Genomic DNA, 16,325 nt, shown 5'->3' with positions numbered 1-16,325 from the left:
GGGGGGGGGGGGGGTGTGGTGGGGGGGGGGGGGGTGTTGGGGGGGGTTGGGGGGGGGGGGGGGGGGGGGGGGGGGGGGGGCCGGGGGGCCCCCCCCCCCGCGACCGCGAACTCATATGCGGGCGATAGTGATCATCTCTTTCGTACGACGACGAAGTCGGCGAGCGCGGTCAGCTGCGCCCGCACCCGGCTCGGCATGTCGACGCGGTCGAGCGCTCCGACGGCGATGGCGTGCTGGCGGCGGGCCTCCTCGGAGGTCCACTCACGGCCGCCGGCCTCCTCGATGAGAGCGGCACGGGTGGCGAACTCCTCCTCGGAGAAGTTCGCCAGGTCGCTGCTCTTGGCGTCGGCGGTGAGCAGCTCGCCGAGCCTGTGGGACGCGGGTCCGCCGGCGGCGAGCGCGGCGACGACCGGGAGGGACTTCTTGCGCTGGCGCAGGTCGCTCCAGGTCTGCTTGCCCGTCGACTCGGGGTCGCCCCAGATGCCGAGGAGGTCGTCCACGGCCTGGAAGGCGAGCCCGAGGTGGTAGCCGTACTCCTCCAGGGTGTCGGCGGTGCGGTCGTCGGCGCCGCCGAGCACCGCGCCGATGGAGACGGCGCAGGCCAGCAGGGCGCCGGTCTTGTTGCCCTCCATCTCCAGGCACTCCTCGACGGTGACCCGCTCGCGGTGCTCGTAGGAGATGTCCTGGGCCTGGCCGTCGATGAGCTTGCGCGTGGCGGTGGTCAGCCGGCGGGTGGCGCGGCCCGCCTCGACGGTGCCGAGCTCCAGCAGGATCTCGTTGGCGAGGGCGAACAGGGCGTCGCCGACGAGGATGGCCTGGGCGGGGCCGTGCACCTTCCAGACGGTGTCGCGGTGGCGGCGCTGCTCGTCGCCGTCCATCAGGTCGTCGTGCAGCAGCGAGAAGTTGTGCACCAGTTCCACGGCCACCGCACCGGGCACCCCGACCTCGGCCGGCACCCCGGCCGCCTCGGCGGACAGCAGGGCGAGGGCGGGGCGTACGGCCTTGCCGCTGTCTCCGTCGGCGGGGCGGCCCTGGGCGTCGATCCAGCCGAAGTGGTAGGCCGCGACGGTGTTCATGGGCGGCGCGAGCCGGTCCACGGCCGCGCGCAGGACCGGGGTGGACAGGGTCCGCCCTCGCTCCAGCAGCGCGGCGACGTCCGCGGTGTCGACGGCCGGGTTCACCGGGGGCACAGTCGGCACGGTCTCTCCTCTGGTTCCAGTACTCAGGCTCATGCCGCCTCCTCGAGCGGGTGTTCTTGGGGGCGGCCGAGCGCCGAGAGCGCGGCGTCCGCGGCGGAGACGCCGCTGCGCACCGCGCTCTCCATGGTGGCGGGCCAGCCGGTGTCGGTCCACGCGCCGGCCAGGTAGAGGCCGGGTGTGTTCGTGCGGGCTCCGGGGCGGAGCCGTCCGACACCGGGCGTGGGGGCGAACGTCGCTGTCCGCTCCCGGGTGACGAAGAAGTCCCGTACCTTCGCGCCGCGCGTGGCCGGCAGGAGCCGCTCCAGCTCAGGCAGGTACCTTTCGCGCAGGACGGCGACGGGTTCGTCGATCTCGTCCTCGGCGGCGGACTGGGACAGGGCCAGGTACTGGCCGTCCCGGTACCCCGAGGCGTCCGTACGGTCGAACACCCACTGGACGGGTGAGCCGAGGGCGGTGAAGAACGGGCGGCGCAGCACGGTCCTGTCGTACAGCACGTGGATGTTGAGGATCGGCGCGGTGCCGATCCTCAACAGTCCGTCCGGGTCGTCGAGCGCGCCGGCGGGCAGCAGCCCGTGGGTCTCGCGCTGCGGCACGGCGAGGACGACGCTGTCCGCGTCGATGGTGCCGCCGGGCACCCGTACGGTCCAGCGGCCGTTCTCGGTACGGGAGACGGAATGGGCCTTGGTGCGCAGCTCGGTGCGGACGCCGAGCTCGTCCAGGGCCTTGCGGGCGAGGGTGTCGTGCAGGTCGCCGAGGGGGACGTGGGCCCAGCCGATGTCGGCGGCGCCCGGGTCGGACAGGAGGCCGGTCTTGAAGACCATCGCGGCGAGCCCCAGGGAGGCGCGCGGTGCGGTGGCGTTCAGTGTGGCGATGCCGACGAGGTCCCACAGCGCCTCGACGGCGCGGGGCGACTGGCCGTGCCGGGCGAGCCAGCTGCCGAAGTCGACGGCGTCGAGCGCGGGGTCGGCGGGGTCGAGGGACCTGAGGGCGAGCGCGGCGCGGCCGACGCTCGCGCGCTCGGCGAGGGAGAGGTGCGGATAGGAGGCGAGGCTGGCGGCGAGGTGGAGCGGTACGGGCAGGGCGGTGCGGCGCAGCCGGCCGAGCCGGGGGCCGCGCGGGTGGGCGACGTCCAGGACGGGTACGTCGAGCCGCTTCTGGAGCGGTGCCAGCGCGGCGCCGCCGATCCGGTCGAGGAACCAGCGGTACGCGGTGCAGCAGCGCAGGTAGACGTGCTGGCCGTTGTCGACGGTGAGGTCGCCGCGCCGGAACGAGAAGGCGAGCCCGCCGAGGCGGGGCCGGCCTTCGACGAGGGTGACCCGCGTCCCCGCGCCGGCCAGGCGCAGTGCGGCGGTGATCCCGGCGAGGCCGCCGCCGACGACGACGGCGTGGCTCCGGGCGGCGCCGTGCTCGTGACGTTCCATCAGGCGCGCCTCCTGACGCTCTGCCGGGAGACGGTGCGGGCGTCGAGTCCGGACAGGCCGCGCACGGCGACGTACGCCTTCTCCCGGCCGGGCAGCGAGACCCGGCCACGCAGGACGGCGTCGGGTTCCCGTTCGATGCGGTCGAGGAGACGGCGGTAGATGCCCGCCATGGCGGCGACGCAGGCGCCGCTGCGCCGGTCGAGCATGGGCAGGATGCGGTAGCCCTCGGCGAACAGGGCCCTGGCGCGCCGGACTTCGTAGCGGACGAGACCCGCGAAGTCGGCTCCGGCGGGTGCGGTTTTGGCGTGGAACCCGTCGGAGCAGCCGAACTTGGCGAGGTCGTCGGCGGGGAGGTAGGTGCGTCCGTTGGCCGCGTCCTCGCGTACGTCCCTGAGGATGTTGGTGAGTTGGAGGGCGAGGCCGAGGGTGTCGGCGTACTCGGCGGCGCGTTCGGCGCCGCGTGCTCCGGGCAGGGTGCCGAAGACGGCGAGCGAGAGGCGTCCGATGGCGCCGGCGACGCACCGGCAGTACACCTTGAGTTCGTCCCAGGTCTCGTAGGTCTCGCCGCGCACGTCCATGAGGACGCCGTCGATGAGCTCGTCGAGGCCGTCGAGGGGCAGCGGGAAGCGGCGTGCGGCGTCGGCGAGCGCCACGGCCACGGGGTCGGTGTCGTCGTCGGCGACGGCGCCGTGGCGGATGCGGTCGAGGATCTCCCGGGTGGCGGTGAGCCGGTCCTTCTTGGCGCCCGGGTCGAGCGCGCCGTCGCCGATGTCGTCCACCCGGCGGGAGAAGGCGTACAGCGCCGACATGGCCTGCCGCTTCTCGGTCGGCAGCAGCCGGATGCCGTAGGCGAAGTTGCGGGCCTGCTGTCCGGTGACGGCCTCGCAGTAGCTGTATGCGGCCTGTACCGGCGCCGACATGTCCGTCTGTGTCTCCACGATCCCGTTCACCCCTCTCTACGCGCTCTTCGCAACACCGTTGCCACCTCGCGGAGCAGGGTCGGCTTCGTGGGTCTGGGGGGTCCGGGCAGGACGTCGTGACCGGCCGCGGCGATCGCGTCGAGGGCGGCGTGCCCCCCGGCGACGAATCCGGCGAGCAGCAGCCGGAGCCTGCCGTGGACGCTACCCACCAGCGGGGTGCCTTCATTCAGCAGCCGCCGGGCACGTTCGGCCTCGTACGCGACCAGGGCGCGCACCGCGGCGCCCGCGCTGGGCCGGGCGAGGTCGTCCTCGGTGACGTGGAACCGCTTCATGTCGTCGGCGGGCAGGTAGATCCGGTCGCGGGCGAGGTCCTCGGTGACGTCCTGGAGGTGTTCCACGATCTGGAGCGCGGTGCACACGGCGTCGGAGAGACGGTTCCGCTCGGGGGTCGCGGTGCCCGTGACGGCGAGGACGAGCCGGCCGACGGGGTTGGCGGACAGTTCGCAGTAGGCGAGCAGGTCGTCGTACGTCTCGTAGCGCCGGACCAGCTGGTCCTGCCGGTTCGCGGCGATCAGGCCGATGAACGGCTCGGGGGTGAGCCCATGGCGCCGTACGGTGGGCCGCAGGGCGCGCAGCAGCGGGTGCGCCGGGGTGCCGTCGAAGACGCGCCGCAGGTCGGCCTCGAACGCGTCGAGCAGGGCGACCCTGTCCGTCTCCCCGTCGGCCCCCAGGTGGCGGGCGTCGGCGCCGCCGGGCGCGAGGTCGCCGTCGCCGATGTCGTCCACGAGGCGGGCGTAGCCGTAGATCGCCATGAGATCGGCGCGCCAGGCGCGGGGCAGGAAGAAGGGGGCGACGGGGAAGTTCTCGTCCGTCGCCTTGTCGAGGGTGGCGCGCGAGGAGGCGTCGGGGCGCGCCTGGCGAGGACCTGTCACTGCCCGCTGCCCGGCGCGGGGACGGCGGGACCCTCGCGGAGCTGGAGATTCACCGTCATAGCCGTCACGTCTCCCGTTCTACACTGCCGAACCAATACATCCCATTTCGGACACGCCGCCGGTCCTCCGGAGGGGCACGACCGCTCGGCGGCCGGGTGACCGGCGCAGGAGCTTTCGCCGCACTTGCCGCGAATCAGAACCGGTCCAGCTTACGTTGTACAACGATCGGGACCGCCCGGGGGTGTCACACGCGGGGCCGCGCCGCGGCTCGGCACCGGCCGTCCCGCCAACACCCCGCAAGCGCACGCGACTTGACCCGTCCGGGCGCCGGTGCGCCGGTACGGCCGTGCGGGAGCCCGCGCCGACGCCCGGCGCGGGTCGCGGGTCCGGCCGGCGCGGTTCACGGCGCCGGCCCACCGGCTACCTGCCGGTCTCCCTCTCGTACGCCCTGAGGACCTCTTCGGTGGGGCCGTCCATCAGCAGTTCGCCGCGTTCCAGCCATAGCACCCGGTCGCAGGTGTCGCGGATCGACTGGTTGCTGTGGCTGACCAGGAAGACCGTCCCGGCCTCCTTGCGCAGCTCCCGGATACGGGCCTCGGAGCGGACCCGGAACTTGGCGTCGCCGGTGGCCAGCGCCTCGTCGATCATCAGGACGTCGTGGTCCTTGGCCGCGGCGATGGCGAACCGGAGCCGGGCGCCCATGCCGGAGGAGTAGGTCCGCATGGGCAGCGTGATGAAGTCGCCCTTCTCGTTGATGCCGGAGAAGTCGACGATGCCCTGGTAGCGCTCGCGGATCTCCTCGCGCGACATCCCCATGGCGAGACCGCCGAGGATGACGTTGCGCTCACCGGTCAGATCGCCCATCAGCGCCGCGTTGACGCCGAGCAGCGAGGGCTGGCCGTCGGTGTAGACGCGGCCCTTCTCGGTGGGCAGCAGACCGGCGATGGCCCGCAGCAGGGTGGACTTGCCGGAGCCGTTGGTGCCGATGAGGCCGATGGCCTCGCCCCGGTACGCGGTGAAGGAGACGCCGCGCACGGCGTGGACCTTGCGCACGCCCCGCGACTCGCCCTTGTCACGGCCGACGATCCGGCTGAGGGCGGCCGTGGCGCTGCCCCGGCCGGTGACTCCGCCGTTGACCCGGTACACGATGTGGACGTCGTCGGCGATGACGGTGGGGATCCGGGCACCACCGGCGGCGAGCGAACTCTTCCTGTCGTCAGCCACGGCCGTACCGCTCCTCAGCCTTCCAGAAGTACACGAACCCGGCGGCGCCCACGGCGAGGGCCCAGAGCAGCCCGGAGAGCCAGACATGCGCCGGGAGGTTGGACGAGCCGTATCCGTCGATGAGCGCGAAGCGGACGAGGTCCATGAAGATCGCCGCCGGGTTGTACATCAGGATGTCCGCGATCCACGCGGGCTTGTCCTTCAGCATCACCGGGATGGAGAACATGACGCCGGACGCGTACATCCAGGTCCGCATGACGAACGGCATCAGCTGCGCCAGGTCCGGTGTCTTGCTGCCGAGGCGGGCCATGATCAGGGCGAGGCCCGTGTTGAACACGAACTGCAGGGCCAGCGCGGGCACGATCAGCAGCCAGCTGAGCGACGGGTAGCTGCCGAACGCGGCCACGATGACGAACAGCACGATCATCGAGTACAGCAGCTGCTGGAGCTGCTGGAGCGCGAAGGAGATGGGCAGCGAGGCGCGCGGGAAGTGCAGGGCCCGCACCAGACCCAGGTTGCCCGAGATCGACCGCACGCCGGACATCACGGAGGTCTGGGTGAAGGTGAAGACGAAGACGCCCGTCACCAGGAAGGGGATGTAGACCTCCTTCGGCATGCCCCGGCCCGCGTTCAGGATCAGCCCGAAGATCAGGAAGTAGACACCGGCGTTCAGCAGCGGCGTCGCCACCTGCCACAGCTGGCCCAGCTTGGCCTGGCTGTACTGGGCGGTGATCTTCGCCCGCGAGAAGGTGAGGATGAAGTGGCGCCGTCCCCACAGCTGCCGGACGTACTCGATGAGCCCCGGCCGGGCACCGCTCACCGACAGGCCGTACTTGGCGGCCAGCTCCGCCGGAGTCAGGTCGTCGTCCGGAGTGGGAGGGGCGCTCACGGCGATCGCTGCGTCGTGGGTTGTCTCACTCACAAGTTGAAACTTTCGTGTTCAAGATGCGGGGCGGTGAAGGCGCGGGTCGGATGGCGGCCGGGCCCGGGTACGCCGATGCTCTCAGATCCGAGCGTGTCAGATGACGGGAGGGCGACCCAGTCTCGTCAGTCGCCACACGGTACGCCACTTCATGGGCCGCCTCGGTCCGCAGGGCGTCGTCCACCCCTCCCTGAACCCGCCGAACCAGGCCTTCAGCGCCGCCCCCGACGGACGCCGGAGCAGCGTGAGCAGCAGCCACACGCCCAGGTACACGGGCACCAGCGGCACGGGCAGGTTGCGGCGCGCCAGCCAGACCCGGTTGCGGGCGACCATCCGGTGGTAGACGGCGTGCCGGGACGGCGCGGTCGTCGGATGCAGGAGCACCATGTCGGACCGGTAGTCGATCATCCATCCGGCGTCCAGCGCCCGCCAGGCGAGGTCGGTCTCCTCATGGGCGTAGAAGAACTCGTCCGGGAGCCCGCCGACCTCGGCGAACACCTTCGTACGGACGGCGTTGGCGCCGCCGAGGAAGGTGGTCACGCGCGAGGAGCGCATCGGGTCGGAGGCCCGCAGCCGCGGTACGTGCCGGCGCTGGGTCTCCCCGGTGTCCGGGTCCGCGATGCGGAAGCTGACGATGCCGAGAGCCGGGTCGGCGGCGAACGCCTGGCGGACCAGTTCCGCGGTGTCCTTGTTCGCCAGCAGGCCGTCGTCGTCCAGGAACAGCAGGGCGTCCACGTCGGTGCCGCCGGGACCGAACGCCTCGATGCCGACGTTGCGGCCGCCGGGGATGCCCAGGTTCTCGGGCAGGTCGACGGTGCGGACCCAGCCGGGGACGCCCCTGACGGGGGCGCCGTTGCCGACGACGACGACCTCGACGGGCTCGCCGTCCTGCCGGGCGACGGACTCGATGAGGGCGTTGAGGTCGTCGGGGCGGTTGCCCATGGTGATGATGACGGCGCCGAGCTTCATGCCCTTGGCCTCACCCTCGGTCACGCCGCTCACCGCAGCCTGCTCGACGCGAGGATCGACACCAGGTGCAGCAGTGTCTGGAGGAGCGCGATACCGGCGAGGACGGCGATGGCGAGGCGGGTGAAGAAGAGGTCGCCCCGGGCGGCGTCCAGGACCGCCGTGAGCAGGATGAGCAGGGACGCCTCGATGCCCAGGACGAGCCGGTGGAACTTGAGCGCGGCGGCGGCCCTGCGGGCCAGCGCCATACCGGACGAGCGCGGCTCGGACGCCGCCTCCTTGACCGGCGGCAGGCCGCCCTGGTGCCGGGCGACGGCCACGAGGTCGGTCTCCGCCTTGATCAGGATGGCGCCGAGCGCGGCGAGGGTGCCGAGGAAGGCCCACAGCCAGTCGATCCGGCCGCCGCCCCACAGGTCGGCGCCGCGCAGGCCGAGGCCGACCAGGACCGCCGCGTCGCACAGATAGGCGCCGACCCGGTCCAGGTACACCCCGCCGAGCGAGAACTGCTTCTTCCAGCGGGCGACCTCGCCGTCGACGCAGTCGAGCAGCAGGTACAGCTGCACCATGAGCACGCCGAGCAGCGCACCGGGGATGCCGGGGACCAGCAGGGCCGGGGCGGCGAGCACGCCGGCGACGGTCATCACGTACGTCAGCTGGTTCGGGGTGACCCTCGTGTTCACCAGGTGCCGGGTCACGCGCAGCGAGATCTCGCGCATGTAGAGGCGGCCGCCCCAGTGCTCACCGCTGCGCCGGTCCTTCACACCCGGGGGGTGGACGACGGGGCGGAGCTCAGCTACCGATGGCTTTGGCATAGTCGGCGTACGCATCCCTGATCTGATGGGTGGACAGGTCGAGGTGTTCCAGGATCGTGAAGCGCCCGGGGCGGGTCTGCGGCGCGTACGCCACGGTGGCGACGAACTCGTCGGCGGTGAACCCGATCTCCTCGGGCAACACCGGCAGGCCGTGGCGGCGGAGCACCTCGGCGAAGAGCCCCGCCTCGTCGGCCGCGCCCCGCAGGTGCATCGCGAAGGCGGCGCCGAGCCCGCACTGCTCGCCGTGGAGCGCGGCGCGCTGGGGGTACAGCAGGTCGAAGGCGTGGCTGATCTCGTGGCAGGCGCCGGACGACGGCCGGCTGTCGCCGCTGATCGACATGGCGATGCCGCCCAGGACGAGCGCCTCGGCGAGGACGACGAGGAACTCGTCGTCGCCGACGCCGCCGGGGTGGCGGAGCACGGACTCGCCGGCGGTGCGGGCCATGGCGGCCGCCAGACCGTCGACGCTCTCGCCGTTGATCCGGTGGGAGAGCTGCCAGTCGGCGATCGCGGAGATGTTGGAGATGGCCTCGCCGATGCCGGAGCGCACGAACCGCGCGGGCGCGTCCCGGATCACGTCGAGGTCGATGACCATGGCGATCGGCGAGGGGACGCCGTACGAGCCGCGGCCGTTGTCGTTGTCGAGCGTGGAGATGGGCGAGCAGATGCCGTCGTGGGAGAGGTTGGTCGCGACGGCGACCATGGGCAGGCCGACCCGCGCCGCCGCGTACTTCGTCACGTCGATGATCTTGCCGCCGCCGAGCCCGACCACGGCGTCGTACCGCTTGCCCCGGATGGCGTCGGCGAGCCGGACGGCGGAGTCGATGGTGCCGTCGGCGACCGTGTACCAGTCGGCGTCGGGCAGGAGCGGCGCGAGCTTCTCGCGCAGGGCCCGGCCCGAGCCGTTGCTGATGGCCATGGCGAGCTTGCCGGAGGCGGAGATCCGCTGGTCGGCCAGGAGACCGGCCAGCTTGTCCGTCGCTCCGCCGCTGATGTCGACGACGACCGGCGAGGGGATGAGCCGGGTCAGTACAGGCACGCGATCTCACGGCCCTTCGCGAGGTCGTCGTGGTTGTCGATCTCGACCCACTTGACGTCGCCGATGGGTGCCACGTCGATCCGGAAGCCGCGGTCGACGAGCTCCTGGTAGCCGTCCTCGTAGTAGAGGTCGGGGTCGCGCTCAAAGGTGGTCCTCAGCGCGTCGGCGAGGTCGTCGGCGGCCGACGGCTCGATGAGGGTGACCCCGATGTACTCGCCGGTGGCGGTGGCGGGGTCCATGAGCTTGGTGATGCGGCGGACACCGAGGGCGTCCTCGGTGATGACCTTCATCTCCTCGTCGGCGAGGCTCTTCACCGTGTCGAGGGCGAGGATGATCTTCTGGTCGCCGCCCCGCGCGTCCAGGAGGGTCCGCTCGACGGAGACCGGGTGCACCGTGTCGCCGTTGGCGAGGATGACGCCCTCCTTCAGGACGTCACGGGCGCACCACAGGGAGTAGGCGTTGTTCCACTCCTCGGCCTTGTCGTTGTCGATCAGGTGGAGCTTGACCCCGTACGCGGCCTCCAGGGCGGCCTTGCGCTCGTACACGGCCTCCTTGCGGTAGCCGACGACGATCGCGGCCTCGGTGAGGCCGACCTCGGCGAAGTTGCCGAGGGTCAGGTCGAGGACGGTGGTCGAACCGTCTCCCGCGGGGTCCACCGGCACGAGGGCCTTCGGGAGCGTGTCGGTGTAGGGGCGCAGACGCCGTCCGGCACCGGCTGCCAGTACAAGGCCGATCATGCGGGTTCTCCTTCGTCGTGTACTGCGGGTGCTCCGGAGGACACCCAGAAGCGGATGGACTCCGCGAGCACCACCAGCGCCACGGCCACCGCGATGACGGTGAGCGCGATGGTGAACCGGTCGTCCCCCGTCCCGAGGACGACGGCCAGGAACGCCACCACGAGCGTCCGGCCCTCGTGTCCGCCGGTCGTCCGCACCAGCCAGGCGGGCGGCGCGCCGGTGCCGCCGCGGATGCGGTACACCGTGTCGTAGTGATGGTAGGCGACGGCCCCGACCAGGCCGAATGCCGCGGGGAGCGCCCCCGGGGCCTCGGAGCGGGCGGCGAGGATCAGGATCGTGAGGTACTCGGCGGCCCGGAACAGCGGGGGCACGAGCCAGTCGAGGGAGCCGGTGAGGGGCTGGGCGACGGCGAGTCCGGAGACCAGCGCGTAGGTGACGGCGGCGGCGAGTACGGCCTCGTCGCGACCGGAGGCGAGGGCCCCGCCGAGCACGGCGGCGGCGAAGAACGCCAGGAGGACCGGGGCGTTGGGGTACGTGCGCGAGGCGCGGCCACGCCAGGCCCGTACGGCCTCGGCGATCGGCCCGGAGTCGGCCAGGTCCGCGAGGGCGCGGGCGGCCCGCTCGGTCCGGCGGGCCTTGCGGGTCAGCGAGCGCAGGACGCGGCCGGCGGTGGTGTAGCAGCCGGCGAAGGCGCAGCCGATCAGCAGGGCGTAGAAGACGACGCGGGGGGTGGCGACCGCGGTGAGGACCGCGATCATCGCCCAGCGCTCGCCGATCGGCAGCACGATCATGCGCCGGACCCAGACCGTCCAGCCGACGCTGTCGAGGCGGACGGAGAGGGCGGCGGTGGGGGTGCCGGTGACGGACTTGCCGGCGGCGGTGGCGTCGTGGTTGGCCTCGTTGAAGGAGAAGTCCACGACGTGCCGGCAGGTCTGGAGGATCATCGCGCCGAGGGCGAGGGCCCATACGTCGTCGCCGCTCCGGGCGGCGCCCAGGGCGAGACCGGCGTAGTAGGCGTACTCCTTGGCCCGGTCGAACGTGGCGTCCAGCCAGGCGCCCAACGTGGAGTACCGCAGCGAGTAGCGGGCGAGCTGCCCGTCGGTGCAGTCCAGGACGAAGGAGACCAGGAGCAGCAGTCCGGCGGCGACGAAGCCGCCCCGGGTGCCGGTGGCCGCGCAGCCGGCCGCGATCAGGGCGGTGAGCAGCGACGCGGTGGTGACCTGGTTCGGGGTGAGGCCCCGGCGGGCGCACCAGCGGGCGATGTAGCGCGAGTACGGGCTGATGAAGAAGGTGGTGAAGAACCCGTCGCGGGCCTTCACGGCGGAGCGGAGGCGTACGGCCTCGTCGTCGACGGCCTCGACGGCGTCCCGGGTCTCCTTGCGGGTCTGCGGGTCGACGGGTACGGCGGCGACGAGCGTGCCGAGCTCGGGGCGGTGCACGGCGGTGCCGGCGGCCTCCAGCGCGTCGGCGAGCGTCTCGGGGACGCTGGTGACCGTGCGTACGGCTCCGGTCGCGGCGCCGGACGGGTCCTGAGCGCCGCGCGGGGCCGTTCGCTCACCGCCGGTGTCCGTGCCGGTGCCGTCGTCCGCGTCCGGGTCCCGGGTGTTCAGGGCCGTGAGGGCACGGATCAGGGCCGGACGGGCCTCCGGCTGGACGGTGAGGGCGCCGGGTGCGGCGGCGGCGGGGAAGCGGGGGTCGGTCAGCGTGAGCCGCAGCGCGTGCGGATGGCCGACGAAGCGCGGGTCGACCAGGGCGACCCGCTCGGCGGCCGGGACGGCGGCGAGCAGGGTGCCGGTGTCGCCGGGGTCCGCCGCGGTGCGGACGTCGAAGCCCAGCGACCGCAGATCGCCTTCGAGCGGCGATCCGGGTACCGGAGGACCGGTGAGGATGGCGGTCGACAGACGGACTCACTCCTTGGCGCTGACTGGGCTGGGTGCGCGGCGGCTCGGCCCTGACATGGGCGGCGGCACGTCGGCAGAGGCTATCGGATGAACGGAAGCCGGAGCTCATCGAGGTTTCCGCCGGCGTCACCGGCGGCCCGACGGGGTCGGCCGGCCGGGTCGGGACCGCCGTGCCGTCCGGGGGTCCGGCGGCGAGATCATCATTGTCGATCACCCGCTCGGCCCACAAACCGCGTCGACGCAGGGCATAGGCTGACCGCCATGACTTGGCTGATCACAGGCGGAGCGGGATACATCGGCGCTCATGTGGCCCACGCCATGACGGCGGCCGGAGAGCGGGTCGTCGTCCTGGACGAGCTGTCGTCGGGTGTCGCGGAGCGGCTGCCGTCGGGCATACCCCTGGTGCGCGGGTCCGTGGCGGACCGTGAGCTGGTCGGGCGCACGCTGGCGGAGCACGCCGTGACGGGTGTGGTGCACCTGGCGGCGAAGAAGCAGGTCGGCGAGTCGGTCGAGCAGCCGCTGCGCTACTACCGGGAGAACGTGCACGGGCTGACGGTCCTGCTGGAGGCCGTGGTCGCGGCCGGTGTGCGGCGGTTCCTGTTCTCGTCGTCGGCCGCGGTGTACGGCGTCCCGGACGCGGAGCTGATCGGTGAGGACGCCCCGACGGTTCCGATCAACCCGTACGGCGAGACGAAGCTCGCGGGTGAGTGGCTGGTGCGGGCGACGGGCCGGGCCCACGGTCTGGCCACCGCCTCCCTGCGCTACTTCAACGTGGCGGGGGCGGCACGGCCGGAGCTGGCGGACACGGGTGTGTTCAACATCATCCCGATGTTCTTCGACCGGCTGACCCGCGGTGAGGCGCCGAGGATCTTCGGGGCGGACTATCCGACGCCGGACGGGACCTGTGTCCGCGACTACATCCATGTCGCCGATGTCGCCGAGGCCCATCTCGCCGTCGCGCGCCGGCTGGCGGAGCAGGAGGGTCCCGGCGAGCTGACGCTCAACATCGGCCGAGGCGAGGGCGTCTCGGTACGGGAGCTGGCCTCGCTGGTCGCCGATGTGACCGGCCACCGTCTCGCACCGGCGGTGGAGGCGCGACGGCCCGGTGACGCGGCGAAGGCCGTGGCGTCGGTCGAGCGGATCGCCAAGGAGCTGGGCTGGACGGCGTCGGCGGGGGTGCGGGAGATGGTCGAGTCGGCCTGGCAGGGCTGGCTGCACCACCACCCCGGGGCCCGCGCCGACTGAGCGGGCCACCGCATGACCTGAACCTGCAGGTCAGAGCAGTTGACAACGGTGTTCAGCGTCGGCTTGCCCATACCCCCCACCCGTAGTTCACTTGCGGCTCGTACAGGAACTCGCACACGGGACTCGTACGGCGGTTCCTGCCGACCCGTGCGGGTGTTCCGTACGGTGTGACGGGCAACGGGTGACGACCGGAGGCGACCTCATGGGGGCTGGGCACGACCACGGACACGGGCACGGGCACGGCGGGCCGCCACCGACGGGGACCGCCGCCGCCGCGTACCGGGGGCGGCTGCGGATCGCGCTGACGATCACGCTCTCCGTGATGGTGGTGGAGATCGTCGGCGGTGTCGTCGCCGACTCCCTCGCGCTGATCGCCGACGCGACGCACATGGCGACCGACGCGGTCGGGCTGGGCATGGCGCTGCTCGCGATCCACTTCGCGAACCGTCCGGCGACGCCGAACCGCACGTTCGGCTACGCGCGCGCCGAGATCCTGGCGGCGCTCGCGAACTGTCTGCTGCTGCTGGGCGCCGGCGGTTACGTCCTGTACGAGGCGGTGCAGCGGTTCATCACGCCCGCCGAGACCAGGGGCGGCCTGGCGATCGTGTTCGCGCTGGTCGGTCTGGCCGCCAACATGGTGTCGCTGTCCCTGCTGGTACGGGGGCAGAAGGAGAGCCTCAACGTGCGCGGCGCCTACCTGGAGGTGCTGGCGGACGCCCTCGGCTCGGTGACGGTCCTGATCGCGGCGGGTGTCATCCTGCTGACGGGCTGGCAGCGGGCGGACCCGATCGCCTCACTGGTGATCGCGGTGATGATCGTGCCCCGCACGGTGAAGCTGTTGCGCGAGACCCTGGACGTCCTGCTGGAGTCGGCGCCCAAGGGGGTCGACATGGCGGAGGTGCGCGCGCATCTGCTGGCCCTGCCGGGGGTGCGGGACGTGCACGATCTGCACGCCTGGACGATCACTTCGGGGATGCCGGTGCTCTCCGCGCACGTCGTGGTGGAGCAGAGCGCCCTGGACTCGGTGGGTCACGAGAAGATGCTCCATGAACTCCAGGGCTGCCTGGGGGACCATTTCGACGTCGAGCACTGCACCTTCCAACTGGAGCCGAGCGGACATGCCGAACACGAGGCAGGACTCTGCCACTGACGAGGCGCTGTCCTGGCGCACCCGTCCCGAGACCGGCGCCGACCGGGCGGCGGTGCGGGCCGTGAACGCGGCCGCGTTCCCGACGGGGGCGGAGGCGGACCTGGTGGACGCCCTGCGCGAGGATCCGGCCGCGTGGCTGACGGGTCTGTCGTACGTCGCCGAGGCACCCGGCGGCAGGGTCGTCGCGCACGCGCTGATCACCCGGTGCCGGGTGGGGGAGGCTCCCGCGGCGGCGCTGGCGCCGGTCGCCGTGGACCCGGCGTACCAGCGGCGGGGCGCTGGTCAGGCGGTGGTGCGCGCGGTGCTGGAGGCGGCGCGGCGCGGGGGCGAGGCACTGGTGCTCGTACTCGGTCATCCGGAGTACTACCCGATGTTCGGTTTCGTCCCGGCGTCCCGGTACGGGATCATGGCGTCCTTCGCGGTGCCGGACGAGGCCATGATGGCGCTGGTGCTGGGCGGTTCGGCGCCGGTGCCCGCGGGCACGATCCACTATCCGCCCGCGTTCGGGGTCTGATCCCGCCCGTCGGCGCCGTCGGCGACGGGGGTGTGGTGTACCGACAAGCGGCTTTTGTACGGCAGACTGAGCATTGCCCCACAGGGCCGAGAACCGATGTGAAGGATGGTTATGCCGACCACACCAGCCACCGCGGCCACCAGCTCGTCGAACGGTAGCCAGCAGTCGAACGGTAGCCAGCCAACGATCCTGCTCGAACTGGTCGACGAGGACGGCAACACCATCGGCACGGCGGAGAAGCTCTCCGCCCATCAGGCGCCCGGGCAACTGCACCGGGCGTTCTCCGTGTTCCTCTTCGACGAGGAGGGCCGGCTGCTGATCCAGCGCAGGGCGCTGGGCAAGTACCACTCCCCCGGTGTCTGGTCGAACACCTGCTGCGGGCACCCGTATCCGGGTGAGGCGCCGTTCGCGGCGGCCGCCCGGCGGACGTTCGAGGAGCTGGGCGTCTCCCCGTCGCTGCTCGCCGAGGCGGGCACGGTGCGCTACAACCACCCGGACCCGGCGTCGGGGCTGGTGGAGCAGGAGTACAACCACCTCTTCGTGGGCATGGTGCAGGCGCCGCTGCGGCCCGACCCGGAAGAGGTCGAGGAGACGGCGTTCGTGACGGCGTCCGAGCTGGCCGAGCGGCACGCGTCGGCGCCGTTCTCGGCCTGGTTCATGACGGTGCTCGACGCCGCGCGTCCGGCGGTGAAGGAGCTGACGGGCGCCGCCGGCGGCTGGTGACAGCGGCGCGCGCCACTCGCGAGGGCGGGTCGCCCGGGCGCCACGGGGCGCGCCGCCGGGAAGTCACAGGGGCAGTGCGGCCCAGATGATCTTGCCGCCGGTGGCGGTGTGCTCGACGTCGCACACTCCGCCCGCCTCGCGGGTGATCTCCCGTACGAGCAGCAGTCCCCGCCCGCCGGTCCGGTCCGAGTCGGTCTCCAGTGCCTTGGGCCGGTAGGGGTGGTTGTCCTCCACGGACGCCCTGATCCACTCCGCGCCGATCGCGATCTCGACGGCGACCTCCGGTGAGAGCAGGGCCGCGTGCCGTACGGCGTTGGTCACCAGCTCGGACACGATCAGCAGGAGCCCCTGGACGATGTCGTCCCGGGCGGGTACGCCCTGCCGGTCGAGCAGGTCGCGTACGGCGTGCCGGGCCCGCGGTACGGATTCGTCCACCGCGGGAGCGGTGAACCGCCAGACCCCTTCGTACGACGGTGGCCGGGGCGGGACGCTCCCGCGGCCCTCCATGGTCCGGCTCTCACCCTCGTGCTCGATTGTCGCCACACGACCGAGTGTTGGGGCCGGGACCCGCACCTCGGGCTACTGACCAGAAGTCAGTAACTTTAGGCGCGTCGCGACCC

16 protein-coding genes are annotated in these 16,325 nt (G+C 72.4%); 4 read left to right on the top strand and 12 right to left on the bottom strand.

The features are described from left to right. Nucleotides 1–131 precede the first annotated feature (131 nt). The 11 genes from ACGF5U_RS21235 to ACGF5U_RS21185 form a co-directional block, all read right to left on the bottom strand. On the bottom strand, nucleotides 132–1,232 hold the full coding sequence (locus tag ACGF5U_RS21235) for a polyprenyl synthetase family protein (RefSeq protein ID WP_392711487.1): 1,101 nt from the start codon (nucleotides 1,230–1,232) through the stop codon (nucleotides 132–134). Beyond that, a complete protein-coding gene (gene hpnE / locus ACGF5U_RS21230; protein ID WP_392711485.1) occupies nucleotides 1,229–2,620 on the bottom strand; it encodes a hydroxysqualene dehydroxylase HpnE in 1,392 nt (463 codons plus the stop codon). Before hpnE ends, ACGF5U_RS21235 begins: the two co-directional genes overlap by 4 nt. Next, nucleotides 2,620–3,540: a presqualene diphosphate synthase HpnD gene (hpnD, locus tag ACGF5U_RS21225; protein ID WP_392711908.1), complete on the bottom strand. Its 921-nt coding sequence runs from the start codon at nucleotides 3,538–3,540 to the stop codon at nucleotides 2,620–2,622. The genes hpnE and hpnD overlap by 1 nt, the downstream gene beginning before the upstream one ends. A 26-nt stretch (nucleotides 3,541–3,566) precedes the next feature. Then, nucleotides 3,567–4,472, bottom strand: a complete 906-nt coding sequence (gene hpnC, locus ACGF5U_RS21220; protein ID WP_392711484.1) for a squalene synthase HpnC — start codon at nucleotides 4,470–4,472, stop codon at nucleotides 3,567–3,569. Between the two features lie 420 nt (nucleotides 4,473–4,892). Beyond that, nucleotides 4,893–5,696, bottom strand: a complete 804-nt coding sequence (locus tag ACGF5U_RS21215) for an ABC transporter ATP-binding protein (RefSeq protein ID WP_392711483.1) — start codon at nucleotides 5,694–5,696, stop codon at nucleotides 4,893–4,895. Beyond that, nucleotides 5,689–6,618 carry an ABC transporter permease gene (locus ACGF5U_RS21210; protein WP_392711482.1) on the bottom strand — a complete coding sequence of 310 codons (930 nt, stop codon included), beginning with the start codon at nucleotides 6,616–6,618 and terminating at the stop codon, nucleotides 5,689–5,691. The genes ACGF5U_RS21215 and ACGF5U_RS21210 overlap by 8 nt, the downstream gene beginning before the upstream one ends. 96 nt (nucleotides 6,619–6,714) lie before the next feature. Beyond that, the gene (locus tag ACGF5U_RS21205) at nucleotides 6,715–7,587 is read right to left on the bottom strand and encodes a glycosyltransferase family 2 protein (RefSeq protein ID WP_392711906.1); all 873 of its coding nucleotides are present in this window, start codon (nucleotides 7,585–7,587) and stop codon (nucleotides 6,715–6,717) included. A gap of 29 nt (nucleotides 7,588–7,616) precedes the next feature. Continuing rightward, a complete protein-coding gene (locus ACGF5U_RS21200) occupies nucleotides 7,617–8,396 on the bottom strand; it encodes a CDP-alcohol phosphatidyltransferase family protein (protein WP_392711481.1) in 780 nt (259 codons plus the stop codon). After that, nucleotides 8,374–9,435 (bottom strand): iron-containing alcohol dehydrogenase family protein, encoded by a 1,062-nt coding sequence (locus ACGF5U_RS21195; protein ID WP_392711480.1) that lies wholly within the window; start codon nucleotides 9,433–9,435, stop codon nucleotides 8,374–8,376. Before ACGF5U_RS21195 ends, ACGF5U_RS21200 begins: the two co-directional genes overlap by 23 nt. Continuing rightward, complete coding sequence (locus ACGF5U_RS21190; RefSeq protein ID WP_392711479.1) at nucleotides 9,423–10,172, bottom strand: sugar phosphate nucleotidyltransferase; 750 nt, start codon at nucleotides 10,170–10,172, stop codon at nucleotides 9,423–9,425. Before ACGF5U_RS21190 ends, ACGF5U_RS21195 begins: the two co-directional genes overlap by 13 nt. Further along, nucleotides 10,169–12,073 carry a DUF5941 domain-containing protein gene (locus ACGF5U_RS21185; protein WP_392711904.1) on the bottom strand — a complete coding sequence of 635 codons (1,905 nt, stop codon included), beginning with the start codon at nucleotides 12,071–12,073 and terminating at the stop codon, nucleotides 10,169–10,171. The genes ACGF5U_RS21190 and ACGF5U_RS21185 overlap by 4 nt, the downstream gene beginning before the upstream one ends. A gap of 261 nt (nucleotides 12,074–12,334) precedes the next feature. Here ACGF5U_RS21185 and galE point away from each other — a divergent pair, with 261 nt between their 5' ends. The 4 genes from galE to idi all read left to right on the top strand — a co-directional run bounded on the left by galE (nucleotide 12,335) and on the right by idi (nucleotide 15,705). Beyond that, the gene (gene galE / locus ACGF5U_RS21180) at nucleotides 12,335–13,318 is read left to right on the top strand and encodes a UDP-glucose 4-epimerase GalE (protein WP_392711478.1); all 984 of its coding nucleotides are present in this window, start codon (nucleotides 12,335–12,337) and stop codon (nucleotides 13,316–13,318) included. A gap of 202 nt (nucleotides 13,319–13,520) precedes the next feature. Further along, complete coding sequence (locus ACGF5U_RS21175; protein ID WP_392711476.1) at nucleotides 13,521–14,468, top strand: cation diffusion facilitator family transporter; 948 nt, start codon at nucleotides 13,521–13,523, stop codon at nucleotides 14,466–14,468. Continuing rightward, nucleotides 14,437–14,982 carry a GNAT family N-acetyltransferase gene (locus ACGF5U_RS21170; protein ID WP_392711475.1) on the top strand — a complete coding sequence of 182 codons (546 nt, stop codon included), beginning with the start codon at nucleotides 14,437–14,439 and terminating at the stop codon, nucleotides 14,980–14,982. The genes ACGF5U_RS21175 and ACGF5U_RS21170 overlap by 32 nt, the downstream gene beginning before the upstream one ends. A gap of 111 nt (nucleotides 14,983–15,093) precedes the next feature. Then, nucleotides 15,094–15,705, top strand: coding sequence for an isopentenyl-diphosphate Delta-isomerase (gene idi / locus ACGF5U_RS21165; protein WP_392711474.1), 612 nt, complete (start codon nucleotides 15,094–15,096; stop codon nucleotides 15,703–15,705). Nucleotides 15,706–15,768: 63 nt separating this feature from the next. Here idi and ACGF5U_RS21160 read toward each other — a convergent pair whose 3' ends face one another. Beyond that, the gene (locus tag ACGF5U_RS21160; RefSeq protein WP_392711901.1) at nucleotides 15,769–16,212 is read right to left on the bottom strand and encodes an ATP-binding protein; all 444 of its coding nucleotides are present in this window, start codon (nucleotides 16,210–16,212) and stop codon (nucleotides 15,769–15,771) included. Between the last annotated feature and the right edge of the window lie 113 nt (nucleotides 16,213–16,325).

This window comes from Streptomyces sp. NPDC047886, from assembly GCF_043204435.1.
GTDB lineage: Bacteria > Actinomycetota > Actinomycetes > Streptomycetales > Streptomycetaceae > Streptomyces.
This window is presented reverse-complemented; position numbering and strand designations above follow the sequence as displayed.